This is a genomic window from Irregularibacter muris (assembly GCF_024622505.1).
GTDB lineage: Bacteria > Bacillota > Clostridia > Eubacteriales > Garciellaceae > Irregularibacter > Irregularibacter muris.
In genome coordinates this window covers 96,295-122,553 of the sequence record NZ_JANKAS010000002.1, presented here as the reverse complement: position 1 = coordinate 122,553, position 26,259 = coordinate 96,295, and the positions used below count along the sequence as shown (strand labels likewise).

The following is a 26,259-nucleotide window of genomic DNA, read 5'->3' as shown; positions in this document are numbered from 1 at the left end:
TATTTTAACAAATAATAAAGGAATGGGAAAATTTTTTCCCATTCCTTTATTATTTTTAGGTTATTTAAATAAATCAACTAACTCTTTAAACACTTCTTTATTAGCCGATATTTTATTTTCATTGCCCAGCACACACAGGTAATTTTCCTTCATGACATCTCCTACCAATTTAAAGGCATCTCTAATATCTTGATCTGTAGTGCCCAACACTTCTTCTCTTTCTTTTCGAATATCTTCGTGGAAAATGTGTCTAATATACCTGGCTGTTGCCACCTCGCCTTTCATGGCATTGGTCAGGGGAGTATCCAATCGACTGACGGTACCAATAATATATTTTCTCATTTCTCTTTCATCTGTACTAAAGTTTTTCAGATATTCCGCCGTGCCATCGTAGGCCTGTAAGCTTTCAATTAGATTTGGATCTCTATAGGAACCTAAAAACATATTGCCGTCTCTGCCTATATTAAAGAAAGCTCCATAGGCTCCTCCCCGCACTCTAATGGTATTCCATAAATAGTCTAAACTCACAATAGTCTTAAGTACCTGCAAAGAGCCATGATAAGAATATCCTAATTTCTTAAAGTTGTATCCCTTGCCCACATATTGGATTTCGCTGGAGGTCATAAACCCTTCATTTTTAGGCGATAACGCAAAGGAATATTGGACAGCCTTATTTTCCTTGTTACTTAAATTATTGATTAAGGTAGGGAGGTGTTTTGTAAAGTTCTCCACATCCTTTTCATCGGTTGTAAGGCTAATTAACAATTGATTTTTATTAAAGATTAATTGAGCTACTTTCGCCAGATTTTCTTTTATCTCTGATTTTTTACCCTCAAAATCACTTTCCAGCCCGCATAAAAATTGATAATAGTCAATCCCCTGTAATCTTTCTAAATAATTACCTATGGGGGAGAAATAAGAATATAGTCTGTTGGCCACTACTGCATGACCCTGGCTTAAAATTCTTCTTTCTAACCTAGATACAGTCTCTTGGATAATCTCCTTTAATCTCTTATCCTCTTCAAACTTTGTCTTTGTAACCATTTCATTGATTAATGAATGTAGTTTTGGAATTTTGTCTACTAAGGCCTTAGAGTTTACTATGAATTTAGGGTAATATTGGTCATCTGTTCCATTTTCCCCAAAGGCTTGAAGACCATATTGTATTCCCCCAGTATGAATGTTTATTTCATTACTTAGATCTTCATAGCTATATTGTTCCGTATCTATCTTACCCAACACCTGAGAAAGTAAGGATGCATAAGGTAATAAGTTTTCTGGTATAGAACTAAGATCAAAATACATGTGTACATAGGCTATGCTATTAGTAAATAAAGGATGTATCAATAAATCAATATCTCTTTCCTTTGTTTCTATTAGAGGCAATTCTTCAGGTTCTGTGTCAATATCTTCTAAAGATAAAAGAGGTATGCTATTTAGATTTTCCTTAGAATCTGGAGTAGTCTGCATTTCACGTAATTTCTTAGTTTCATTAATTAATTGCTCAATTTCTTCTTTGGATAATTGCGCCTTATATTTAACTAGCTTTTTCTGTACTTCTCTTTCCTTTTCCTCGAGTAATCCTTTTTTAGGTTTTACCACCAATAAAGCACTATGAGCATTGTTTAATAGATATTTCTCTATGATCTTTTCAAAATAATCATTTTGTAAAGCTTTCTTAATCTTATTTAGATTTTCTTCATATTCTAAATGCATTGAAGGTTTTTTCCCATATAACCAACTGTCCATGATTTCAATCCCATACATCAATCCCTTAGGATATCCTGCTTCTTCTGCTTCCCTTAAATGAAATTCATTAATATTAATGGCTGCTTCAATAAGTTTTTTATCGATTCCTTCCTTAACCAATTTTTCTAAGGTTTCAAATACGACTTGTTTAAATTTCTCTTTCATACTTTCATTAGAGTTTTTTATAACAATATTGAAGATGGGTTGCAATATACTACCATCATAGGATCCAATAACCTCTTTTCCCAATTGAGCGTCTATTAAAGCCCTTTTTAGAGGTGCAGAATTACTTTGTAAAAGAAGATAATTTAGAATCTCAAAAGCTAAATAAAGTTCCGCATCTGTAGAGTTGCCTACTACAAAACTCAGGCTAAGAAAAGTTTTATCCTCTTCTCTTTCTCCCCTAGATATTGGGTAGTCTATAGTCAACTCTTTAGGTTGTTCAAAGGGCTTTTGCAAAGGAATCTCTGAATCCACTTGAATTTTGTCAAAATCTTTTAAATACTCCTCATTAATAAACTGTAAATGCTTTACTATATCTCCATTTCCATATAAATAAATATAGCTATTCGATGGATGGTAATAGTTTTTATGGAAGGCTAAAAACTGTTCTTGAGTGAGTTCAGGGATAACTTCAGGATCTCCACCAGATTCTACTCCATAAGGAGAATCAGGGAACAAGGCTTCCTGTACTTTTCTAAACAATACAGACTCAGGAGAAGAAAAAGCTCCCTTCATCTCATTATAAACTACCCCTTTATATGTAATCTCATCTTGGGGATCCTCTATTTCATAATGCCATCCTTCTTGTTTCAGAATTTCTGGTTTTTTATAGATATTGGGATAGAGCACAGCATCTAGATATACATCCATCAAATTCAGAAAGTCCTTATCATTCTTACTGGCGATGGGATACATGGTCTTATCAGGAAAAGTCATGGCATTTAAGAAAGTGTTTAACGAGCCTTTAGCCAATTCTACAAAAGGTTCTTTTGTTGGGAATTTTCTGGAACCACATAATACAGAATGTTCTAATATATGAGGTACTCCAGTACTATCTTGGGGGGGTGTTCTAAAACTAATGGAAAAAACTTTATTATCATCCTCATTCTCTATATGATATAATTGAGCACCGCTTTTTTCATGATGAAAAAGTCGTCCTATTCCATTCAACTCTTTTATTTCTTTCTCCTCTAAAAGTGTAAAACCGTGATAAATTTGATTTACTTCTAGTTGCATTTCTCATCTTTCCTTTCTTCATCTTATTCCCTATTCCATTTTATTATAAAACTTTATTTGTCTAAAGTTTCTTACCCTGCTTTAATCATTTTAACCATTTGTAGCCTATTGTATAATAGTTTTCTCTATTCACCTATATTCATTCTCAATAATGGCTATAATTATTGCCATAAAAAGATAAAAGTATCTGCCTAAAGCCCCTTTCTTAAAAATTTTATTCCTGTATATTTTTCTCCTATACTTATAGGCCTCGATAGCTATAGGTTAATTCACTTAAATTTTTTTCTCTAGATAAAATCTTTGTTTTTCCGCAAAATTGGAACCCATTTTTTTCATAAAATTTTCTGGCGTTTTTATTGACATTCATCACAATCAGATTTATTTCTCGTTCACTATCTAGTTTGTCTAAAGCAAAAGAAATCAATTGGCTACCATAGCCCTTATGCAGTGAATCCGGCGAAATATAAATAGAAATTAATTCATTTGTATCGTAGTCAAGAATGAGTACACCCACCGCCTTTTTGTTATGAAAACCAATAAAACAATGATGTCCCTTAAATATATGTTGTTGCAATACATTTTTTTGCCGTCCAGGAGTAAATTTCAAACAAAATTCCTCTGAAACAATTCCTTTATGAGAATACTTCCAGCTTTCAGAAAACACAATGGAAGCAATCTCAATATTAGATTGATTTATTGATTCAATTTTCACTCCTGTTCACCTCATATAATATTCGTCTTTATTCCCCATTATCTCCCTATTATGACATAAAAGAGAAATCATACGCACACTAAATTCTATTTAACTTTTTGAATAGATTAGGATTTCTTATAAGACTTCCCTGTTAAAGAACAAGCATACCATTAGTATCATATTTAAAATTCGGACCCCAAGCGACTTCCCAGTAATAGCCATCCAAGTCAGCAAAATACGCATGATACCCACCCCAAAAGACATCTTGGGGTTCTTTAACTATTTCTGCACCAGCATTTCTAGCTAACGCGATAATCTTATCCACATCTTCTTTTTGTTCAACATTATATGCCAATGTGATTCCAGCAAAGCTATTTGCTATTTTTGGGGGATTATCTTCACTAATGTCTTTTGCTAACAATTCTAAAGGAAATAATTCAAATTTTGTTCCAGGTGTATTAAAGAACACTACATCAGGATTATTTCCTTTTTCATCTGTTTGAAATCCTAACTTATCTCTATAGAACTTTATTGATTTTTCCATGCTTCTTACACCTAAACAAATACACGTAATCTTATTCATTTCCAATTCCTCCTTAATAAGAATTTAATACATCCTATTTAACTACTTGGATAGAAAATATAAACATTATTACTGCTATAAATTCATTCTTAATCTAATCTACAATATTCTATAACTGGGATTTAAAATCCTTTAAAAGATACATTAAAAGCATGTTTTAAACGCAAAAATGCCTTATCCGTTAACTTTTCGTCGTTAGTTTTGTTTTAATTTGCTTTTTCTTTAACTACTTAGCCATCTCTCTCCTGCTACTCTCACTCCCATTGCACCTATGGGTGCTGTAATGATAATTGCTAATACTGCAAGAGCTAAAATTAATTCACCTGATTCTACACCCGCGGCCAAGGGGACGGCGCCAACAGCTGCCTGAACTGTAGCCTTAGGTATATAGGCGATGATACAAAATAGTTTTTCTTGCCAATTGAGGTTTGTTCTTGCTAATGATATTAATACACCAATACTTCTTCCTATAAGCCCTATAATTATAAGAAGTATCCCTTTTAACCCTGCATCCAATGCCACATATATATTTACTTGAGCGCCCACTAGAACAAATAGTAATAATTCAGCAAACACCCAAATTTTATTGAATTTTTCAGATAATCTTTTCGCTACTCCTTGATTTTTTTCAGCTAGGATAAAACCTACAGTCATAACCCCTAATAGTCCAGCTATTGGCACAAAATTCTTCACTACAGTTTCAAATCTAGTTATGAAAATGGATATTGCCAATATAATCAAAACCTTCTTGGTATCTCTTATAGAATATTTTCTAAATATCCTTAATAAAATAAGGGATGCACCCATACCAATACCAATCCCCAATAAGATAGAGAGAGGTATTCGGAATATGGTCATGGCAATATTTACTTTTTCCCCACCATATATTCCTAAAAAGCTGGAAAAAACAGTGATGGCAAATACATCATCAATAGATGCTCCAGCTAATATAAGGGTGGGAATTCCCTTTTTTTCTCCTTTTCTTGCTTCGATAAATCCTAGCATAGAGGGTACGATTACAGCAGGAGATACAGCAGCAACAATAAATCCCAATATACCTCCCTCAATTAACGAAATATCAAAAATATAATGGGCTGCAAAAGCAATGATAAATCCTTCTACTAATCCAGGGATACAACTCATCTTAATAGCAGGTATTCCTACTTGCTTTAGGGTTTCCTTTTTTATTCCAAGGCCCGCTCGTATTAATATAATGATTAGAGCTATTTCTCTTAAATCCGACGATATATTTAAAATATCCTGGCTGAGAATATTCACCCCATGAGGTCCAATTAAAATACCCAATAAAAGCATACCTAATAATCCTGGAATATTAATTTTTTCAAATAATTTATTTAAGGATAATCCTGCTAAGATAACAATACTTAAACTAAGTGCCATAAACATCGTCCCTTTCTATAGTATTTTAATTTTTCTACTGGTTTTACCTAGCTTTACCAAAAAAACTCCTACTTAGAGCATCTTTGATCTAAGTAGGAGCCATTAATTGCGCTATTGCAATGTTTAAAGGCGAGCACCATCGCCTATTTATTTGTGCCCAGAATATGTTTTTATATTTCATATTATAAGACTATTTTTTACGTTTTTCAAGATAATTCTAAATGAATTACTTCTTTTGCTTTTTCAAGAAATTTTGAAGGGACATATAAATCCACTCCTAAATTTGATGAGCCCATATAGATATTTAAAAACCCTCCTGTTCCTTTATGCTTTTTTAATACGGGAATTCCACTATCCTCTAGCTTAGCTTCTATCATATCAGCTGTCATACTATCACTAAGGGATATCAATAATTCTTCACTATTATCCTTATTTAATTCTTGCTCCTCATTTTCTAACTTTTTCACTAAATCTATATCACATTGATCGCACCTTTTTATATCTTTTCTATATTCTGATTTACATTTTGGACACCAGGGCATGTTTGTACCTCCTTCATTTTGTGATAAAAAAACAGGTTTTTATCCTGCTATTCAAAAGATAAAAGTTTCATATCTACACTAACTGTTTTAGAAACTTATGCATCTCCTTACTATTATTAATAATCATCTCTCAACCTATTTTTTAGTATTCAGTCATTTTTTATAGATGACTTCCTTATTTATTATTTATTTCTGTATCTATATTAATTTTCCTTCAATTTTCCGATATTAATTTAGTTTTTTGGTGTTGCTAATTGGTCATGAAAAGAGCTAGAAGATTATCCCTCTAGCTCACAAGTTAATAATATTTACTTGATTTTTATTCTAAATTCATCCTCAATGTTTATAGGGTAATCCCAGATTTTTAGTTCTAATACATCCTGAGCATTTTCTAATGCTTCAAAGGTAAAGGTTAGCTCATAGTTATATTCTCTGTCAGGAAAATGCTCTGGCTCGAAGATTTTCGATATATATCCTTGATGGTGGAAGCTATTATCATAAATTCCTAGTCCATTTTCTGCACTAGACCCTTCTTTATCTTTTATAGCAAACTTTACTCTTACAAAGTTTCCCTCTTGTCTTATTGGTTCATCAATGCTCTCTACCTGCTCTGCTCCTAGGAATTTCATATTTTTATCAAGGGAACTTAACAGTCTATTAGCTTTTACATCAATCTTGATATTTTGATGTTTTTTATCAATAAGGCTTATTCCTTTTCCGACTAAATAGAGCTCTCGAGTATCCTTATAATAGTTGCTTTGAAAAAACATACTCTCCCATTCATCCTTAAAGATGGCTGCATAGGGATCATCGGCTAATCTTTCATATATTTCTCCTTGTTGATCAAGGATAACCAAATCTTTAAAACTCAATATTAGATTAGTGTTTCCCTCATCATCTTGAAAGTCTAGCCTCATCCTTGTGGGATAAATCGATAGTTTTTTTAAATGGATCTTATTGTTTTCAATATCTAATGTTTTGTTGATCACATATTCCTTTGACCCTCCTACTTTTTCTTGGTTAATTTCCATGGCAACTGTCCAAGTGGAATTCATTATTCTTTTATTTTTATAGGAATTATCATTATTTATCCCGTCATATTCCATCATGGATAATTTTATATATAACTTTTTAGGTGTTTTAACATCTGTGGGAATTGAGGTATGGATAATATCACTTATTTTATTCTCAACATAAAATTTTTCCCTTTCTATAATATTAGGATAAGAAATGATGTTAATTTCCTTTCCCTCCTCATTATAAAATTTTATATCCGCTATTTGAATAAAGCTATGATCTTCTAAATCTTCTACTGTATAAAAGATTAGCATCCTTGATTGATCCACTAAAATATCATTTACTGTAAAGGCTAGCCCCTCATGGATATCTGTAGCGTTTATACCCTGAAGATTATTGTGATCAATGGCGTCCTTTATTCCTTTGTCATGATGGATCAGTTCAACAATGACTTCCATTTTTAGTACATGACTCACAAAATCTGCAAAGACGGGAGAAATTCTAATCATTCCAAGGAAAACAAAAATCATGATGCTCGCTATAGTCAGAATTAGTTTTTTCTGCTTCCAAGGAGATTTTATCCCTAAGTAATTATTAAAGGTATCTTTTTGATAGGTTTCGGCTACTTTAATTTTTTTCATAGTTTCATCAAATAAAGCTGCTGGAGGAGTTATTTTCTCTGATTTCATCTCACCAAGTGCCTTTTCTAGTTCTTTTTCCTTCATCATCATTCACCTCCATCATTTTTCGCAATTTTTTCTTAGCTGTGTTCAAACGGGATTTTACAGTTCCCATGGGCAATTTTAGGAGTTCTGCAATCTCTTGATAGGTCATCTCCTGAAAATAAAATAAGATTATGGGGAGCCTGTATTTATCCTCAAGGATTTTTATATAGTTTTTTATTATTTTTTCCTGTTCCTTTTTCTCAACAATATCCTCCATTGGAATGGATAGGGTATAATTGTTTATTACATATTCCTTCTCTTGATTTGTAAAATAATCTTTCACTCTTCCTAACCATCTTTTTTCTTTTCGATATTTATCACGATAGGTATTGATACATATTGTGTAAAGCCATGGTTTAAAATGATTTCTATGATTGTATGTTTCAATATTTTCAATAACCTTTATCCAGGTCTCTTGAAAAAGTTCCTCAGCGGAATTTTTTTCATGAGTTAAGCTATAGGAGAGATGGTAAAGAGAGTTGATATATCTTTTAACAAGCTCTTCTATGGCCTGGGACTCACCTTTTATATATTTTTCAATTAAACACTTATCCTCTTTCAGTATTATCACTTCCTTTCCCTGTCATCTATATTAGACGTCTAAGTTACCATTTTGTTCATTAAATTAATCTTTTATTTTTAAAATAATACATCCTATTTATTGCTATTTTATATTTCACATTAATATATTAAATCCTTCCATAGAACTATAGATCATCCTAAGAGATGTCTTTATTACAAACGTATAATTGCCATAGCACCAAGTGAGTTAACACCTCTCTAGTGAAATAAGAAAAGAGGCAAGAAAAATTCTCACCTCTAAACTTTTATTTTAATAATCTTTTATAAATTACTCCAAATCTTGTATATTCATCTTATCTAGTTCATCGTTTCTTTTTATTTTTCCGCGACAAGCAAAATAGATTGCTAATAAAATGATTGTAGGGATATTAGATAGAAGAAAGGTAGATGCTATCAATCCAAAAATATCCCATGCGCTCATATTTTTAAAAATTACAATAGAAAAGATCATAAGCAAAGAATAAAAGAAACCTATTGCAGGAAAAATTAAGCCCAACCATTTATTTCTATTTTTTGATAAGAAGACTTGTAACCATATAATACCTACAAGAATTAATAATGAGATGGTAAGATTTGCTATAATAGCCATTTATTTTTCCTCCAATTTTGTTTTTTTATATTCACTAATTAAAACTTTTGCAGTATCAAAGTCAATTTTTTCATTTATTGCAAGCCGCTTAATTAAAGAAATATAAGGCTCATTTGCTGTATTTTCATTCATATGGATTTTTTGTATCAACTTATCAAGCCTAAGTCTAACCGTTGGATAGGTAACACCATATTGCTTGGCTATTTCCTTTAAGGACCCAGATGCTAGTATGAATTTTTTGATAAATGATAAATCTTCGTCATCAAGATTTGTCATCCATTCAGGAATAACTTGTATGGTCATCGCAAAACCTCCTTTAATAAAATTAATTATAATGTTTAACTTTATTAAAGTCAATATTTAATGTTTTCTTTAATAAAATAATAGAAAAGTCTAGTTTCGAAAGAACATAGCCAACTTTCCTATTGCATAATAAAGAGTTCATATCAAATATGAACTCCTAATCAAATAATTCTATTTCTAATTTTTCATAAATATCTTGGGTAATCTTATTGGTAATAGGTAATCCCTTCTCCTTCTGCCATTGGTTAAGAGCTCTTTCCATTCCTAAACCATAAACCCCATCAATGGTTCCTTGATAATATCCCAACTGCTCTAGGCGTCTTTGCACGATCATAACATCCTTTCCCCTATCTCCGGGAAGTAATGTTCTAAAACCATTTCCAAAAGATCCATAAGGACCTCCCCTAATGACTACCCTCGTTCCATTAGAAACCAATTCAAATAATTCCTTTACATCCTTATTATTCATTCTGACACATCCAGCTGAAGCGTTGGCACCAATGCTCCCAGGCTTGTTAGTCCCATGTATACCATATTTCCCCCAGGGGACATCTAAGCCCATCCATCTTGCGCCAAATCCTCCTCCCCATGAGGCCTTATGTATGATTGTCCATTCTCCTATAGGTGTTGGTGAACCTGGTTTGCCAGTGGCTATGGGATAAGTTTTAAGGATTGTATTTCCTTTTATCAAATATAGTCTTTTTTCATTTATCTCTATGAGAATTCCTGTTTCATCCTCTTTTAAGTCCATGATCATACTTCGCTCCCAAGCATAGTACTGTGAGTAACTACGGGCTTCTACCTGGGAATGATGTATATTATAAAAGATTGCCGTAAATAATGCCACAAGTATGACGATAAAAAACCACTTTTTCATTTTCACACCTCCACTCTTTACTAATTATATGGAGGTATATAGGGCTTTAAGACTGATATTTAGTTTTTTAAACAAGTTTTTTATTTTAAATATTATCTTTTAAAAAACTATATATTCTAAGGCTTATTCATTTTTCTTTTTAGCCCATATAATAGATAATTACTTCTAAAAAAGGCTTTCTTCTTTAGCATAAACCGTCTTCCATTATCACTTGATTCGCATTGGATAAATTATATTCATTCGTTCAGATTACCTTCCCTGTCAAATTTTTTCCGTAATGCTATTTTAGTGGGTATTATCGATAGGATCATAACAATTAATTCGGTATAAAAAACCCAACCAGGTATTTCTGTATAACTTTTTTTAAATAACAAGACAAAGATTAGGGAAAATACTAGAAGGATAACTCCACTCCATCTCCATACTTTTGCTTGATATTGCTGTGCATATTTCCATGTATTATCATTTCTCATAGCTCTTATTGACCTATATCCATATATCCAATTTATACTCTTAGGGGGATATCTTTTCCATAGAACCCCAAATACAATCATTAAAATTGGAACTGGAATAACCGAAACTAAAACTGGAATAGAAAGTTTCATAATAACCCCTCCTAATTCAATGTATTAATAATTATATCTTCTAAAAATGTATTGAATCACAAATTTTTATGATAACTATAATAGAAATCATCATCTTTACATGATATATTCAAAGCTTAATTTTCCAGATTAGATGATGTTGACCTTCTTCCCAATAATTTTCTAGAAAATACTCAGGTTCACCAAATTTTTTCCTCCATATTTTCTGTGCATTGGAATACCCACTATCTATACAAAACTCTCTGATTCCTTGATATTGTAATTCTTGAATCATAGCATTCAATAGTAAATTACCCATACCCTGTCCTTGGTAATCTGGTCTTACAAAAACTGTACCTACTTCATAAAGATTCTTATATTTTCCATTTGTACAACTATTAATTAGGTCACTGGCCAGTCCATATTCTATTGTACCGACTATACAGCCTCTATCTTCTGCTATTAGGAAATATCTAAGTTTTCCATTGCTCTTTAGATCATTTTCTAAATACTGCTTCTTAGATTCAATTTCTTCCTCTAAGTCATCTACCATCTCTTCTATACCTTCCTTGATAAAGGTATCGACAACTACAGTTTTAAAAAATTCAACTAATTGGTCTTTGTCATCTTCAGTTGGTCTTCTAATCCTAATGTGAATCAATTAAATCCCGCCCTTTAAACACTCTATTCCAGTAAATTTTATTAATTCTACCTATATTGATGAGTACCGTTTTACAATTGTAACATTGACATGCCTAAAATACTATTGTTCATCCTACTTCTCAGTAAATTAGTTTGTTTTATGTTCATTTTTACATGATTTCTATCGCTTGGGAATAAAATCTAATTCCTTTATGCTTGCTTTACCATCCTCAGACTGCAACCAATCAATGATACTTCTAGCACTATGCTCTTTAGGTAGATCACTTCGCACCACAGCATAATAACTATCGGTAAGAGAATATGATCCATCTCCTATGCTTTCTTCAGTGGGGAGTACACCTTCAAAGGCCAGCATCTTTAACTGTTCATCTATCCCTGTAACTTCTCCCATGCTTTTTAAAAAGGTATATAAAGTATATCCAAGTGCATAACTATTTGTTGGTTCACCATCCAATCCACCATTATGATAAAAAGCTACTTGTTCTAACATCCCCTCCATGGTTAGCTCTACATAGTTTTTCTCTATATTTGAGTGCATTTTTTTATCCTTTAAAATAAGATTATCCATCTGGGATTGACTGCCGCTATCTGAATTCCGACAAATCGGCACGAGTTCACGGTTAGGACCACCGAGGTTTGACCAATTGGTGATCCCATAGTCAAGATATATCTTACGTACTTGCTCCATGGTTATATTTTCTGTCTTGTTTTCTTTAGGGGTAATAAATACAAGTGCCTCTGCGGCTATTGGGTAAAACTCAAGTTCTACACCAGCGTCTTCTGCAAGAGCTAGAACATCAGAGGAAGCATAGGGTACAAGGATCATATCCACTTCACCCTCTATTAACAATTTATAAGATGGCACTGTTTTTGATGCTATCTTAGGGAAATGATCGTTTTCATCATATTTATATATAGCCTTATTAATGGCCCTTGCCATTGCAAGTGTTGATGTAGAACCATTAATTTTGGGGTAATTTTCATGAGTAATTCCTAGTTTTTCAGCAGTATCACTCATAAGATTATTAGAAACTTGATTATTAAACTTTGGACTATTATTGACCGTTGAGTTTTCCGATGTGGAATCTGTAGATTTTGAAACATCTGGACTTTTGGTACAAGATACAAATGATAAAGCCATAATAAGTATTAATACGAATAATAATTTTTTCATCCTTATTCTCCTCATAAAATATAAGTTCATCCTCAAATTGTGATCTCATACTGGTCTACATTCAAAGGAATAATTACTGGTTTGCCATCTTTACTTAATAATATCACCATACCTCCCCCATATCTGTCCCAAGTAAATAAATAATTTATACCCTAGCAGACTTTCTCCTTTGTATATAGTGATAAATCTTTTTTCTTTGGCAATCTCTTGCTGCAGCCATACTATCGATGATGGGTAATGAATGGGTCATTCTTATATTCTCTCCCATTTAATAAATCAGCTTCCCTTGGAATCTAGATTCCATAATGAATGATATATTTTCTCTTTTCCTTTGCTTGATTAGCTAATGCAATCAAGGCTGTATATTCTTCTTTATTTTTAGATAGCAAAATACTGATAAAGTCTTCCATGGATTTTGGGGGTATAAGGGTAATTCCATAATAGGCAAGACCTTTTTCTGGCCTTTGCAATGTATGCCAATAACAATCCATATCTAGTAAATCCATCATGACTTCCTCGATAAAAACGTCATGAATCTCAATGCAGTTGTATTTTGGGGGATTATAAGTATCGAAACGGTCATGAAAAAATGGTTTTCTTTGCATAATACCAAATTCATGCTTGGCCACTTTTCTCACACTCCTAAATTCTGATTTATTCTGTTTTTATTTGAATTTTGCACAAATTTATATATTAAAACCCTTTTTCTTCATATAGGAACATGTCCTGGTATTTATTCTTTATCAAGCATATTATTCAGCAGCCGTTGTTTGTTGTTAATCAACAGTGCTGTCACCTTATATCTCTCTGTCTCTTCATAGAAAAATCCCCTTATTTTGTTGTCATCAAAGGATAATACAGAAAAGTCCACCCATTGGCGGACTTCAGCTTTTAGCTTTAACGCAAATCCCCTTTATATTTATCATACTCGGGATTATCTTTTTTATATTTGCTATAGTTAAGATTTGATTGAAATTCATAAACCTCTTCCTCAAAATCACTCTTAGAAGGTTTTTTCATAATCAACCTCCAAAGCTGTTGGATATCATATAAGACTAAACCGACTACAAAAATCCCTAAGAGAACTGTTATTGGTGACCAATACATTTTTTCCCCTCCTTCACTAGCCTACATATATTAGGCATTTGATTTAATCTTTCTTAAAGACTGTGAACCTCCCACGACTAAAGTCGCGAGCTTCTAGCATCACTACTAGAGTTTCCTGCTTCTTGGACCGACCTTACTGCATCGCATTCTCCACAAGCGTTAATTCGGATAGTTCCTACCCTAGGTTTATCATTTGTTATGCTGATGCTAATATTCTAAGTCCTTCTTGTAGTATATTCCTGCTAGCATTTATATCTCTATCGTGATGGCTCCTGCAATTCGTGCAAACCCATTCTCTAACCAAAAGATCCTTGGTTTCTATGTTCTTATATCCACACTCCGAACATAATTGACTTGATGGAAAGAATTTATCAATTTTGATATAATCTCTACCATACCAGTTTGCTTTATATTCTAGCTGTCTAGTAAATTCAGACCAAGATACATCGGATATTGCCTTTGCTAATTTGCGATTCTTAATCATTCCACTCACATTTAAATCTTCACTGACTACAATTTGGTTTTCATTAATAATCTGTGAAGATCGTTTATGTAAAAAATCTTTTCGGGTGTCTGATATCTTTTCGTGAAGCCTTGCTACCTTGACTCTCATCTTGCTTCTATATAGTATAAATATATCCTCTTCCATAAGTAACCTTTCCCATATGTCACCAACCTTTAGAAACATCATAGCATATGGATTTATACCATTCTATACTGCATATGCTTTTTTAACTCATTTTTTTTCAACATATGTCCTCACTAACTCACGACTGAAGTCTCGAGAATGCGTAGCGACAGTTTCAATTTTAATTTTCATCAACCTCAATTGTCTTAATATACTCAATCTCTTCATTCTGATGCATAATCTCACAGAAAACAACTAACTCCTCTTCACCAGTTTCTTGATTTTCACCAATATACTCTATAAATTTCTCGTCTGTAGACATGATCTTCCATTGGTTATCCACTTTTTTGAATATATATTTTTCTATCAATACCTGACTCTTTATAATATCAAGATCTTTTATATCACTAAAGTTATCATTTTCATGATATTCATATAACTTTTTAGCATAAATCGTTGCTTTATCCTTTGCATCATTTAAATATAACCTAGAGAAATCTATTTTTGTGAGCTTTTGTGTTATAACTAGACTAACAACATTTACTTCACTATTTTGATCAACGTGCTTCATCGGATCATCTAAAAATTCTTGATCTATGTCTCCTTTTAAAACTAATCCATAGGGAAACGCTGCTCCTTGATCTTCCCCTATAAAATGTTTCTCCAAATTCTCTGTAATGAATTTCCCTTCAAAAGCTTGTTTATATTCATCAAAGGTCGTGTTTAGAGTAATGAGTTTGTTTTCACTAATTTCTATATTTTTAATCGTGTTTATCATTGCTTTATATTGTAAAGACATATTTGTTCCTCTTGGATTAGTTAATAAATTGATTGACAACAATAATAACACCATACAAATAATTATCACAACCCAAGAAGCAGGTCTTTTATAATGTAAAATATTTTTCACTCGGGATTTTACATTATTTCTCTTGAAAGGAATAGAAGTAAATAATCCGCTTTGCCTTTCTGAAAGAGAAAGTAAAGACTTTGAATAATTAACACAGATGGCCCGATTATATTTTTTTATTACTCTTTCGTCACAGGACATTTCCATATCTTTGACCATAAGCATATAGGAAAGCCAAATAAGTGGATTAAACCAGTGAAGAGTAAGGGCAAGAAACCCTATTAACTTAACCAAATGGTCTTTGCGTCTAATATGAACCTTTTCATGTTCAATAACGTAATCAGCTTCTTGTTGTGAGAAATTTATAGGAATATAGATTCTTGGTTTCATTAATCCAAAAACAAAAGGAGTTTGTATGCGATCGGTTTGAAAGATGTTGTCTTTGACAATAGTAGCTATAGATATTTTTTTCCTCAATCGAATATAAGAAATCATCAGATATAATAATAGGCAAATAACACCAAATAACCAAATAATAGGTATGACGTTTAAAAACCATTCTTTAAGATTCATTTCCTTTTTTATATTATTTGAAATAGCTGGTGTTTCTGTAGGGTTAGGAGAAGTTTTGGTTAATTTATTTGCAGAAGTATCTATCTTTTCTTGCTTTTCTAGTTGTTGGATGTGTGTAATTTGTGATCCTATTTCTACTTTTTTCGGGATAAAGCTTATGTCACTTTCAAAGGATATGGGGCTAACGAGCCGAAAGAGCATAATTATCCAAAGAGCATAGCAAAGTATATTTGGTGCATGAATCTTTTTTAGAACCCATCTCACCCCTATAATAATTATAGCCACATAGCTAGCCGTTAAGCTCATATTTAGGAGAGAAAGAAAAAGATCATTCATGGATAGCCTCCTCTATCATTTTCTTTATCTCCTCTGCTTCTCTTTTCGATAGTTTTTTATCTTTTAAAAATGTCGCAATGAAGGTTGGAAGTGATCCATCAAAAGATTTTTCTAATAATACTTCACTTTCATATTTTTGGACCTGTTCTTGCTTTACTAGTGCTGTTACTGTAGCCTCTTCATTTTTTACAATACCCCGTTCAGATAGTTTCCGAATAATTGTATAGGTAGTAGATTTCTTCCATCCTAACCTTTTTGAGCAAATCTTTGTTAATTGAGTTGAATTAATAGGTTCTAGCTCCCAAACGATGTCCATAAATTTTTGTTCAGCATCAAATAGTTTAAATTTTTCCATATTCATCCTCCTTATTGGGTTTATTAAAGTAGACCTATTTGTTATTAGTTTATTACGATAAACCCAATAAGTCAAGAATTTTTTCCTTCTTTGTTAGAAAATATGCAATTAAATTCTATCTTCCAGAGCCTAAATCTCCTTTATTTGCAAATCTCTTTTCATATTTATCAAGTACATAATTCAAGGAATCTTCTAAATTAGTATCGGTTTGATTTGCAATGCAAATTAAAGAAAATAATACATCTCCAATTTCACTTTGCCATTCTTCAGTTTTTTTAAAGTTTTTACTACCATAGTCTGTCCCTTTTAAAACTTCTTTTGATAGCTCACCAACTTCAGATGCCAAATCAATTATTCTCATACTAATACCTGAGTCCATATTTTTACTCCTTGTAAACTCTTTCACCATTCCTTGTATTTGAGATAAATTCATTTTCATCTTCCTCTCTATAGAACGATATTCTATTAATGAAACATAATATTAGACTAATCTACATCTAGAGGGGTAACTACTGGCTCACCATCTTTATTTAATAATACTGTCATACCTCCAGAATAGCCATTCCAAGAATATAAATAATTTACACCCGTTTCACTATCTACCATTATCTTACATCCTGATAAAGTTCCTTCTTTATGAATAGTAATAAATCTTTTGTCTTTGGACATTAAAAATCCTCCTCTTTATTTTTACCCTGCTTTATTTAATTTAACAGTTGCAACATAGCCTATAAAGAATGTGCCGTAGTGGGTGCACTAGGTAAATCACTCCTATCATAAATATTTTATTTATTAAATTTTATTAGGATTGTTGAAAATGCTATTATGATAATTAGTAGGGAAATAAGCAAAATATCCATCCATATTGAAAAATTAAAGAATAAACTTATGATTCCATATAAAAATGATATCAACATCATTTTAAGAAATATATTTAAATATGCTTTTGCATATTCTTTTCTTTTTTCACTACCTGCTGACTTTGCTTCCTCATAATTAGGACCACCATTGATCCAATATACATATTCACCCTTATATATTATAAACATTAATATATATAAACTAATAACCATAATAATCAATGAAACTAATGTAGATACTTTTGTAGATAAAATAGACAATCTTTCGATAATGATAATTGCTATAACCGGATATCCAATTAGCCAAGCTATCAATGGTTTATAAGTTTTTTTATATTTCTTATTGTTCAATTTACTTATCCCCTTATACTCTCACAATTTTTAATATTACCTTTTTCTACTAATATACAAAATATAAAGGATGTATAGTACCACTTAGAATAAGATGTCTCCCGCTTTTCTGTGTCTTCCTCCACAACTCAATGTAAATTTTTAAATATTTGGAAATTATTGATTTCTTTTTCTATTCTACATAAATACTTTAAAATCCTCTAGATAATGTTTATATTTCATAAGCAAAATAAAAAAGTAGAGTAACCTTTTATTGCTGTGAAGGTCTCTACTGATTGAATTATTTTTTAATATTTAGAAGGTTTTATTGCTGAATATATTCCACATTTCTCTCCCCCTTATAGAGGTAAAATAAAGGGATTTATAATTTTTGTCAATTTTCCTTTGACATGTAATCTTTAATCTATTTATAATTTATTTTTCTCAATTAACCAATCAGCTTTCAACAAATCCATATACATGACATCTTGAAAATCACCAATCCTACTGTCAAAATATCCTTGCCTACTAATTCCTATTTCCTTAAACCCCAACTTTTTATATAAACTCTGTGCTCTTTTATTATCCACCATCGTCGTTAATTCAATTTTATTAAGATTTAAAAATCTAAATAAATAATCAATAAAATGATACAGTGCATCTTTTCCATAGCCCTTGCCTTGTTCTATGGTTTCACAAATTTTTATACCCAACTCACATTTTTGATTTCTTGCAGACCAGTCTAAATAATTTATTTCACCAATGGGCTTCATATCTTCCTTAGTGCAAATTATAAATCTTTTTCTCTCTAAAAACATGTTAGAGCTTTCAATTTCTTTTAAAATATTCCTGCGAATTGACTCTTTACTTTGGAGGGTACCAAATGGAAGGGCAGCATGTGCCATTATATCTCCATCATTCCACCATTTATACAAATACTCTTCATCCCCTAGTTCCAATTGTCTTATAAGGATGTTTTTTCCTACAATCATGTATTGACCTCCTATATTTACTTGCTCTCTACTCTTCTTTAGTGACAACGCAATATATGAAAAATTCCCACTAAATCAAACCTAATATTATATCGGATATCCCTACTAGAAAATATTTAAAATCCCATTTCTATTCAAGTTCAAGATTATCATTCTGATAATTGATTTTTATTGATAATTTTTCAATAAATTCTTTGTACTTCCAATATCTTAAAAATTCATTATCCATCTAATCTATTTCTTATTTTTCAACTTCCTGGTTATGAAAACTATCATTTCCTTCGGATGGATAACCCCGAATAAAAAAAGTAACAATCCATATATTATTCCACCTAAGGCAATGCTGCTTAAAAGACTAATGGAATTTCTAGCTGTAAATCCTATAATAAGCAGATAAGTATAATAAACCATTCCTCCCATAACAACAGAAGCTAACAAAGGTTTAAATATTAAATTTATTTTATCCATCACAAAATGGGTTTGTCTTTTTAAATAGTGGTAGTTTAATAATGAAGCAATCACATATCCCACAATTGTTCCTATCGTGGCTCCATAAATATTGATGGAGGGCAATGCCGCTAGATAGTAACTAATTACAATTTTAAATCCTGCTCCTATAAATAAATTCCGCACCGATACGATTGGTCTTCCGATACCTTGGATAGATGCTGTAAATATCTGATTGAGGGTCATAAAGATAAGTGCTATAGATAAAAATCTTAAAAGATTCCCTCCATTCTGGATTGCAGGAAAGATAAAGTCAAGAATAGGGTCAGCCAGTATAAATAACCCCATAGAGGCTGGAAAAATCAAGTATAAACCAATCTTCATTCCTGTTTCAAGTCTTTCTTTTATTTCTGAAAACAAGCCTTTTGCATATGCTTCAGATATTGCTGGCACTAAACTAATGGCAATCGCTGTGGCTATAGTAAGGGGAAAATTAATAAGAGTAGTAGCTGCCCCCAGTCTTCCAAAAAGTATGGTGGATATTTCCTCGGAAAATCCTGCTACATTTAATCTTAATTTGAGCATCAATGAGTCTATTAAAGGCATCAATGTTCCCGCCAAGGCTCCAATGGATATGGGTATGGATAGATATAAAACATTCTTGATAATCTTTAGAGTAGATTCCTTTTCACCACTTTTTACCTGCCTTTGGATTCTTTCTTTTATTTGAGGTTTTACTTTTAAATAATATAAAACAATGACAATCAATCCGACAAATGCCCCAGCAGTGGCCCCAAAGGAACCACCTCCAGCCGCATATTCAATTCCTCTGTCGAGTAATGCATAGGCCAATCCCAATCCAAATATTAATCTTCCAAAAGATTCAAATACCTGGGATATAGATGAAGCTGTCATAATCTGCATTCCCTGAAAATATCCCCGAAATACAGACATTAAAGCAACAAAGAAAGGTGCAATTACTAAGCCCATAAGGGGGTAATAGGCTTCCTGTGGCCAAATGGTATTGACTAAAAATCCTGATCCTAGGTAAAGTGCTAAGGAAGTAATAACTCCTAAGAACAGCATAATGACTAGTGCAATCTTAAAAACTCTATGGGCTTCATCATATCTATGTATTGCGATCTTTGCTGAAACTAATGTAGATATAGCAACAGGCAATCCAGTAACAGAAATTGCTAATATTGCAGAATAAAGATGATATGGATAATTATATAAACCATATCCTTGAGCACCAATCATGTTGGTTAAGGGAACCCTAAAGAAAAAGCCTATGAATTTTGACAGTATTCCCGCGACAGCTAAAATGAATGCCCCACCGATAAATGATCTTTTTTTCATCCTATTACCCCTTTACCATTCAATATAATTAATTCTATATAATTTTTAGGGATTATTTATTGATTTGATTCTCTAGATTTTGTATGGATTTTTCTAAATCATTTACTTTATTCTCTATTTTTGCAGTTTTCTTTATCGACTTTAAAACTTTAAAAACCAAATAGAAAAATAGTGCAACAAATCCTATTAAGATCAAAGTATTTGCTATTTGAAATATGATAGTCACCCAACTAATTCCTATATTCATTTCATTCATAGCTTTTTCTCCTAACTTTATAATTTTCAATTTTCATCAACATATGTCCCCACTAACTCACGACTGAAGTCACGAGAATGCGTGGCGACAGTTTCAAATCATTTTAATATTGCTCTATAATATTACCCTATAATTAATGTTATTTTTCAAAATTGATTTCAATTCCTTTATTAATCCTCTAAGTTTTTTAGATTTCCTTCCATGAATATGATAATTTTGTAAATTATATTCTTTGTCTTTACTTCTACATTATACAGTTTTCCCCTTTATTTTTGGAACTTTTCTAAGCAAGTCTTACATACACAAGCCTTTCCCTTTTTGTCCTCAGGGATAATATCAAAAATCTTTTTTGGAAACTTAACTTTGTCACACCAACAGTCCCCTTGCCCGTGTTGACAGTTGTTATCTCCCCCACAAATGGGACATATTCTCTCTTCTTCTTTTACACTCACTTTTTTATCACTCCTTCCTTCTTTTCTACTTATAAAGCCTTACTAATTGAAACCATCCTAATAAAAATTTAATTAATTCAAGTTTTACTTTAATTGACTTGTATATTTTCTATAATAATAGAAAAATCCTAAAAGAGGTAGTACAGTAAATACAAAAGGAATTAGTCCTATGATATATAAAATAAAACTTAAAGTATTATTGAAGAAATTTAAGGCCAAATAACAACTTATTATAAAAAAGATTGTCGTTCCAATAGAATATTTAGAATATCGCCCTAATTCCTCCCTATAAAAATCAACTAAGGTCTCGGTATCCGTATATACAGGCTCTGTTCCTGGTAATGCTCTAAATATTTGAAAGTTAGGATAACACATAACAGGTTCCCACCCAGCATCTGTAAAATATGCGATATAGTCATCATCAGGATTATTTATGGCTGTATAACTAAAAATATAATCCTTTGGCTCTCCTTTTTCAAATTTATAACTAAAGATTTTACTAAACCCACATAGATGATATCCCTCTTTGGCCATTTTCCTAAAAAGTTCCATATCTTTTTCAGGTTGAAATGCTAACCCGTTCCCTATTCTTCTTTTATATTTCATTTTCTCCCCTCCAACATAATTTTTTCAGCTAAATCAATTATTTTTTTACGTCTTTTTATATTTTCTTCTAGTAATAAAAATCCCTTTTCCGTTGCTATATAGACCTTTTTATTGTCCTTATTTGGGATTTCTCTAATTAAATTATATTCCTGCAATTTTTTTAAAGTTGTGTACATAGTTGCTGGGCCAATAACAAACTGACCCTCTGTTTTTTCTTTGATAAACTGCATAATACGATAACCATGTCTAGGCTGCACAAGGGATAATAAAATATAAAAAATATTATCGGTAAGTTCACCGGATTCAAAAGAATTTTTAGATTTCACATAAGTCCCTCCTTTCTATATCAGCTTATGATATATTATATACTAATATATCATAAATGGATACATTTATCCATAAAAAAGAGTACTTTATAAATAGCTTCTCTCTCAACAAAATGGACCTATATTCTATTGATTTTATTTTTATAATGTGTTTCCAAAACTCTTGTACAAAGATAAACAGGAAGCATCTCTTCTGATATCCAATATTAAAATCCATAAAATTGTTTATACTATATAGAGATTATTGAAAATATAGATCCTCTTGTGAAAAAATCTATTTGTGCAAAATATGAATAGCTTAGAAAGAAGGAGCCATGTATGGGAAGACTTACTTATGAAGATATAAAAAATAATAAAGAAATTCAAACTTATATAAGACTAGCAGATCAACTATTGATAGAATTGGGAATTACTAAACATGATATTATTCATGTAACTACGGTGGGGGACACAGCTTCTAATATTCTTAAGGTCCTTGGTTATAGTGAACGAGAAATAGAACTCGCAAAGATCGCTGCCCATATCCATGATATAGGGAATATGGTCAACCGAATAGATCACGCTCAAACAGGAGCTGTTTTATGTTTTGATCTTTTAAAAAGATTAGGGATGGATCCTGAGGAAATTGCTCTAGTAATTTCGGCTATTGGCAATCATGATGAGGGGACTGGCTGCGCTATAAATACAATTTCTGCTGCTCTTATTTTAGGGGACAAATGCGATGTAAGAAGAAGTAGGGTTAGAAACACTGACTTTGCCACCTTTGACATTCATGATAGAGTAAATTATGCTGTGGAACATTCTGAAGTGCGGGTAGATGAAAAAACCAGATCAATTTTATTGGATTTAAGTATTGATACTAGCATTAGTTCTTTACTGGATTATTTTGAAATATTTCTTTCTCGAATGTTGATGTGTAGAAAAGCGGCGGATTTTTTAGATGCAAAATTTGAATTGGTGATGAATAAGGTTAAAATATTATAGAATATAAGGTATGAATCTTTTCTGTTTCAATGGTTTATTCTATAAGAATGTAACAGGCTATTGGCAGATAGCTCCATAATATTTTCCATTTGATGCTTTATACTACATCAATAATGTCTCTTAAAAATTTATCCTCTTATGTTAAAATTTCTATGCAATGAAACAAATTCCTTTAAAATACAATAAAAAACTATCAATATTTTCATTGATAGTTTTTTATGACTAGAATAAACCATTAAGGTTTCCATAATATATTATCTGTTAACGATTATCACTTGATTGTAGGAATTGAGATGAATGGTATATAGAAATACAAGGAGAGCGACTATCAATAGACAGCCCATTGCAATACTTTTGTATTTTTTCATCTTATTGATAATTGCCACCTCCTTGTTTATCATCTAGGATTTGTGATTAGACTAAGGAATAGCTGAGTATTACTTTGAATAGATCTCCATCTATTTGCACATCAAAGTTCCCACCGCTTACATTGGTGAAGCTTTCCGCTATGGATAGACCTAATCCGCTACCCTCAGTACTTCGAGATTTATCTCCCCGGTTGAATCTTTGAAGAATTTCTTCTGGAGTAAAGTCCATCTCATATCCCGCTGTATTTTTAATGGTTGCTATGGCTTTTCCTGCTATTTCTTCCAGTTCCACATAGACTCTGGTGCCTTTATGGGAATATTTCAATGCATTATCTAAGACATTTTGAAAAACTCTATACAATTTTTTGCCATCGGATACAACATTTACAGCTTTATCTGGAAGTTTGGTTTTGATTTGTAATCCTGATTTTTCTATTTCATCCTCCATATCCCCTAAGGTTTGCTCTATTAGCTTCTTCATATCTAGGGTTTCTAAATCAAGGTGGATATCTCCACTGGTACTTTTGGCAAGATCAAAGAGATCGGCTACAATTTGCTTTAATCTATTGGACTTTTCAGATAAGATTTTTACATAATCCCTTGCTGATTGGGACAAATCCTCTTCCTTGGATAGTAAATCTACATAACTGATAATAGAGGTTAAGGGAGTTTTTAGATCATGGGAAACATTGGTGACTAAATTGATCTTCATCCTCTCAGACTTCATCTGTTCCTCTAAGCTTTCATTAAAACCTTTATTAATATCTTCAAAGGTTTTATTATTTCCCTTAATATACCAATAAATAATGGCTATTTCTAAAATAGGTGGAAATATAGCCAAAGGATAGGCGGCAAGTACAAATAAAAAAGTAAAAAACACCAAGGCTGCACTAGTTACAATAAATACCACTTGCCTATAAAATAAAGACTTTGTCAGAGGATATTTCTCAAATTTTCTACCATCAAAAAAGCTTCTGGTAAAATCATAAACTCCATAGCCCAGTTGATAAAGAAAACTATTCTTGATTAGTTTCTTGGCCTTAATTTTTCTTCCCAAAGACAGCAGGACCACGCCATAAATTGTAGACACAGCGGCCGTCAATGCCCCGACTGCAATCATAAGATATATTTGCTGCGCATTAAGCCCTTGATACATATAATTATAATACTGTATATGATCCATGAGAACTAACCATATGAAACTTACAGGGATAAGGGCTGCAATTAATATATCCGAGTAGATATGATCCACTCTAGTTAAATATAATTCTTTGTCTTGAGGCTTTCTGCCGGTTACTACAAATAAATAGATAATGAGTAACAGTGCTAATGCAAAACAGAATATGATGCCTATTCCTAAGGGCATTAATGTCTCTCTTTCATTCTGCCACGCCCTTTGTCCTTCATTCATAAATTCATCAGGAAAGGCAATATAGAGAGTAGATTGAACATCTATGGGATAATAGTAGCGAGTATTGTTTTGTGGGCTAGTGCCTTTGCCCACACTCCACTCACCCTTTTCAAGAGCGTAAAAGGCATTTTCATGTTTTTCAAAAAAATTTCTGTTCTGTTCTGGAGCATTGGTATAAGTTATTTCCTTGCCTTTTTCTTTACCATCGGTAATGTAGTAATAATAGTCCACTTCTTCAGGAATTCCCTCTGGATTTTCCAATCGGCTAATGGTTTGAGATATGGCTATATCCACTTGACGATGGAAACTCTCGCTGGCCTTATATTCTTTTATTAAAAGTGATTCAGGGTTCAATCCTAAATAAAGCATGTATTGCCCTTGTAATACCATGGCTGTAACCAGAACTATTGTCAAAATAAATGCTATGATCTTTGTTATTGTATGTGTACTAATGTTTCTCAATTTTGTACCCAATACCCCACACCACCTTTAAATATTTAGGTTCTTTAGGAATGACTTCGATTTTTTCACGGATACGTCTTATGTGCACCATCACTGTATTTTCCACAGAGTAGGCTGGTTCTCTCCAAACCCGTTCATAGATTTGTTCAGCAGAAAATACCACGCCAGCATTGGTCATTAATAATTCCATAATCTTAAATTCAGTGGGTGTTAGCCTAACCGCTTCCCCATCCACTATAAACTGTTTGGTATTGGTATCTAGACATAGTCCTCCTACTAAAATCTGAGAGGATTGCTTGATGTTTCCCATATCCCCTAAAAGCATATACCTCCTTAACTGGCTTTTCACTCTTGCGAGAAGTTCTTGGGGATTAAAGGGTTTTGTCACATAGTCATCTGCCCCCATGGAAAGACCCAATATTTTATCGCTATCCTCAGACTTGGCAGATAAAATGATAATAGGAATATTCCTACTCTCTCGAATTTTCATGGTCGTGGAAAGTCCATCAAGCCTGGGCATCATCACATCCAATATTATAAGTTGAATATTATTGGATACTAAAACATCCAAAGCCTCCATCCCATTATAGGCTTTCACTACTTCATACCCTTCAAGAGTTAATAACTTCTCTATAGCACCTGCTATTTCTCTATCATCATCCACCACCAATATTTTTGCTTTTTCCATAACGTCTCCTTCATTCCTTTCACCTTTGATTCTATTATAGTCGTGTAAACTTACAACCAATCTGATAAAATTCTTACAAGTTTCTTAATATACGGCACATTCCTTAAATGCAAATGAGCTAGACAAATGATCTTCTAGCTCAATAAT

33 protein-coding genes and 1 riboswitch are annotated in these 26,259 nt (G+C 32.2%); of the genes, 1 reads left to right on the top strand and 32 read right to left on the bottom strand.

Annotated elements, in window-relative coordinates; all coding sequences use genetic code 11:
• Positions 1-60: 60 nt before the first annotated feature.
• From NSA47_RS02900 to NSA47_RS02755, 30 genes are all read right to left on the bottom strand, one after another.
• Entirely contained in the window at positions 61-2,988 is a 2,928-nt protein-coding gene (locus tag NSA47_RS02900) for an insulinase family protein (protein ID WP_257529399.1), read from the bottom strand.
• A 241-nt stretch (positions 2,989-3,229) separates the two neighbouring features.
• Positions 3,230-3,700 carry a GNAT family N-acetyltransferase gene (locus NSA47_RS02895; RefSeq protein WP_257529398.1) on the bottom strand — a complete coding sequence of 157 codons (471 nt, stop codon included), beginning with the start codon at positions 3,698-3,700 and terminating at the stop codon, positions 3,230-3,232.
• 133 nt (positions 3,701-3,833) lie between these two features.
• A complete protein-coding gene (locus NSA47_RS02890; RefSeq protein ID WP_257529397.1) occupies positions 3,834-4,265 on the bottom strand; it encodes a VOC family protein in 432 nt (143 codons plus the stop codon).
• Between the two features lie 222 nt (positions 4,266-4,487).
• Positions 4,488-5,666 (bottom strand): cation:proton antiporter domain-containing protein, encoded by a 1,179-nt coding sequence (locus NSA47_RS02885; protein ID WP_257529396.1) that lies wholly within the window; start codon positions 5,664-5,666, stop codon positions 4,488-4,490.
• A gap of 86 nt (positions 5,667-5,752) precedes the next feature.
• Positions 5,753-5,819: riboswitch (Fluoride riboswitch) on the bottom strand.
• Positions 5,820-5,872: 53 nt separating this feature from the next.
• Complete coding sequence (locus tag NSA47_RS02880) at positions 5,873-6,208, bottom strand: putative signal transducing protein (protein ID WP_257529395.1); 336 nt, start codon at positions 6,206-6,208, stop codon at positions 5,873-5,875.
• Between the two features lie 308 nt (positions 6,209-6,516).
• Complete coding sequence (locus NSA47_RS02875) at positions 6,517-7,953, bottom strand: DUF4179 domain-containing protein (RefSeq protein WP_257529394.1); 1,437 nt, start codon at positions 7,951-7,953, stop codon at positions 6,517-6,519.
• Positions 7,916-8,521, bottom strand: coding sequence for an RNA polymerase sigma factor (locus NSA47_RS02870; protein WP_257529393.1), 606 nt, complete (start codon positions 8,519-8,521; stop codon positions 7,916-7,918). Before NSA47_RS02870 ends, NSA47_RS02875 begins: the two co-directional genes overlap by 38 nt.
• 279 nt (positions 8,522-8,800) lie before the next feature.
• On the bottom strand, positions 8,801-9,121 hold the full coding sequence (locus NSA47_RS02865) for a hypothetical protein (protein ID WP_257529392.1): 321 nt from the start codon (positions 9,119-9,121) through the stop codon (positions 8,801-8,803).
• Complete coding sequence (locus NSA47_RS02860) at positions 9,122-9,424, bottom strand: DUF2089 family protein (RefSeq protein ID WP_373370299.1); 303 nt, start codon at positions 9,422-9,424, stop codon at positions 9,122-9,124.
• Between the two features lie 157 nt (positions 9,425-9,581).
• Positions 9,582-10,301: a L,D-transpeptidase family protein gene (locus NSA47_RS02855; RefSeq protein ID WP_257529391.1), complete on the bottom strand. Its 720-nt coding sequence runs from the start codon at positions 10,299-10,301 to the stop codon at positions 9,582-9,584.
• A 236-nt stretch (positions 10,302-10,537) separates the two neighbouring features.
• On the bottom strand, positions 10,538-10,906 hold the full coding sequence (locus tag NSA47_RS02850; protein WP_257529390.1) for an SdpI family protein: 369 nt from the start codon (positions 10,904-10,906) through the stop codon (positions 10,538-10,540).
• A 109-nt stretch (positions 10,907-11,015) separates the two neighbouring features.
• Positions 11,016-11,546: a GNAT family N-acetyltransferase gene (locus NSA47_RS02845; protein WP_257529389.1), complete on the bottom strand. Its 531-nt coding sequence runs from the start codon at positions 11,544-11,546 to the stop codon at positions 11,016-11,018.
• A 162-nt stretch (positions 11,547-11,708) separates the two neighbouring features.
• Entirely contained in the window at positions 11,709-12,722 is a 1,014-nt protein-coding gene (locus NSA47_RS02840; protein ID WP_257529388.1) for a PstS family phosphate ABC transporter substrate-binding protein, read from the bottom strand.
• A 32-nt stretch (positions 12,723-12,754) separates the two neighbouring features.
• Positions 12,755-12,871, bottom strand: coding sequence for a DUF6440 family protein (locus tag NSA47_RS02835; RefSeq protein ID WP_257529684.1), 117 nt, complete (start codon positions 12,869-12,871; stop codon positions 12,755-12,757).
• Complete coding sequence (locus tag NSA47_RS02830; RefSeq protein ID WP_257529387.1) at positions 12,868-12,990, bottom strand: hypothetical protein; 123 nt, start codon at positions 12,988-12,990, stop codon at positions 12,868-12,870. The genes NSA47_RS02835 and NSA47_RS02830 overlap by 4 nt, the downstream gene beginning before the upstream one ends.
• Positions 12,991-13,015: 25 nt before the next feature.
• A complete protein-coding gene (locus NSA47_RS02825; protein WP_257529386.1) occupies positions 13,016-13,351 on the bottom strand; it encodes a hypothetical protein in 336 nt (111 codons plus the stop codon).
• Positions 13,352-13,455: 104 nt separating this feature from the next.
• Positions 13,456-13,593, bottom strand: a complete 138-nt coding sequence (locus tag NSA47_RS02820; protein WP_257529384.1) for a hypothetical protein — start codon at positions 13,591-13,593, stop codon at positions 13,456-13,458.
• Positions 13,594-13,619: 26 nt separating this feature from the next.
• Positions 13,620-13,829, bottom strand: a complete 210-nt coding sequence (locus tag NSA47_RS02815; protein WP_257529383.1) for a hypothetical protein — start codon at positions 13,827-13,829, stop codon at positions 13,620-13,622.
• A 196-nt stretch (positions 13,830-14,025) separates the two neighbouring features.
• A complete protein-coding gene (locus NSA47_RS02810; protein WP_373370298.1) occupies positions 14,026-14,442 on the bottom strand; it encodes an RNA-guided endonuclease TnpB family protein in 417 nt (138 codons plus the stop codon).
• Positions 14,443-14,638: 196 nt separating this feature from the next.
• Entirely contained in the window at positions 14,639-16,216 is a 1,578-nt protein-coding gene (locus NSA47_RS02805) for a M56 family metallopeptidase (RefSeq protein WP_257529382.1), read from the bottom strand.
• On the bottom strand, positions 16,209-16,571 hold the full coding sequence (locus NSA47_RS02800; RefSeq protein ID WP_257529381.1) for a BlaI/MecI/CopY family transcriptional regulator: 363 nt from the start codon (positions 16,569-16,571) through the stop codon (positions 16,209-16,211). Before NSA47_RS02800 ends, NSA47_RS02805 begins: the two co-directional genes overlap by 8 nt.
• A gap of 115 nt (positions 16,572-16,686) precedes the next feature.
• Positions 16,687-17,004, bottom strand: coding sequence for a MazG nucleotide pyrophosphohydrolase domain-containing protein (locus NSA47_RS02795; protein ID WP_257529380.1), 318 nt, complete (start codon positions 17,002-17,004; stop codon positions 16,687-16,689).
• A 53-nt stretch (positions 17,005-17,057) separates the two neighbouring features.
• A complete protein-coding gene (locus NSA47_RS02790) occupies positions 17,058-17,240 on the bottom strand; it encodes a DUF6440 family protein (RefSeq protein WP_257529379.1) in 183 nt (60 codons plus the stop codon).
• A gap of 116 nt (positions 17,241-17,356) precedes the next feature.
• A complete protein-coding gene (locus tag NSA47_RS02785) occupies positions 17,357-17,782 on the bottom strand; it encodes a hypothetical protein (protein ID WP_257529378.1) in 426 nt (141 codons plus the stop codon).
• Positions 17,783-18,189: 407 nt separating this feature from the next.
• Positions 18,190-18,753, bottom strand: coding sequence for a GNAT family N-acetyltransferase (locus NSA47_RS02780; protein ID WP_257529377.1), 564 nt, complete (start codon positions 18,751-18,753; stop codon positions 18,190-18,192).
• A 234-nt stretch (positions 18,754-18,987) separates the two neighbouring features.
• Positions 18,988-20,559, bottom strand: a complete 1,572-nt coding sequence (locus NSA47_RS02775) for a putative polysaccharide biosynthesis protein (RefSeq protein ID WP_257529376.1) — start codon at positions 20,557-20,559, stop codon at positions 18,988-18,990.
• A gap of 52 nt (positions 20,560-20,611) precedes the next feature.
• Positions 20,612-20,815: a hypothetical protein gene (locus NSA47_RS02770; protein ID WP_257529375.1), complete on the bottom strand. Its 204-nt coding sequence runs from the start codon at positions 20,813-20,815 to the stop codon at positions 20,612-20,614.
• Positions 20,816-21,081: 266 nt separating this feature from the next.
• Positions 21,082-21,267, bottom strand: a complete 186-nt coding sequence (locus tag NSA47_RS02765; RefSeq protein WP_257529374.1) for a cysteine-rich CWC family protein — start codon at positions 21,265-21,267, stop codon at positions 21,082-21,084.
• A gap of 84 nt (positions 21,268-21,351) precedes the next feature.
• Positions 21,352-21,873: a DUF2812 domain-containing protein gene (locus tag NSA47_RS02760; RefSeq protein ID WP_257529373.1), complete on the bottom strand. Its 522-nt coding sequence runs from the start codon at positions 21,871-21,873 to the stop codon at positions 21,352-21,354.
• The gene (locus NSA47_RS02755; protein ID WP_257529372.1) at positions 21,870-22,199 is read right to left on the bottom strand and encodes a PadR family transcriptional regulator; all 330 of its coding nucleotides are present in this window, start codon (positions 22,197-22,199) and stop codon (positions 21,870-21,872) included. The genes NSA47_RS02760 and NSA47_RS02755 overlap by 4 nt, the downstream gene beginning before the upstream one ends.
• A gap of 318 nt (positions 22,200-22,517) precedes the next feature.
• On the opposite strand from NSA47_RS02755, the gene NSA47_RS02750 reads away from it, so the two are divergent.
• Positions 22,518-23,183, top strand: coding sequence for an HD domain-containing protein (locus tag NSA47_RS02750; protein ID WP_257529371.1), 666 nt, complete (start codon positions 22,518-22,520; stop codon positions 23,181-23,183).
• Positions 23,184-23,597: 414 nt separating this feature from the next.
• Here the strand turns inward: NSA47_RS02750 and NSA47_RS02745 are convergent, their stop codons facing one another.
• Positions 23,598-25,436, bottom strand: a complete 1,839-nt coding sequence (locus NSA47_RS02745) for a sensor histidine kinase (protein WP_257529370.1) — start codon at positions 25,434-25,436, stop codon at positions 23,598-23,600.
• Positions 25,411-26,112, bottom strand: a complete 702-nt coding sequence (locus NSA47_RS02740; RefSeq protein WP_257529369.1) for a response regulator transcription factor — start codon at positions 26,110-26,112, stop codon at positions 25,411-25,413. Before NSA47_RS02740 ends, NSA47_RS02745 begins: the two co-directional genes overlap by 26 nt.
• Positions 26,113-26,259: the final 147 nt, after the last annotated feature.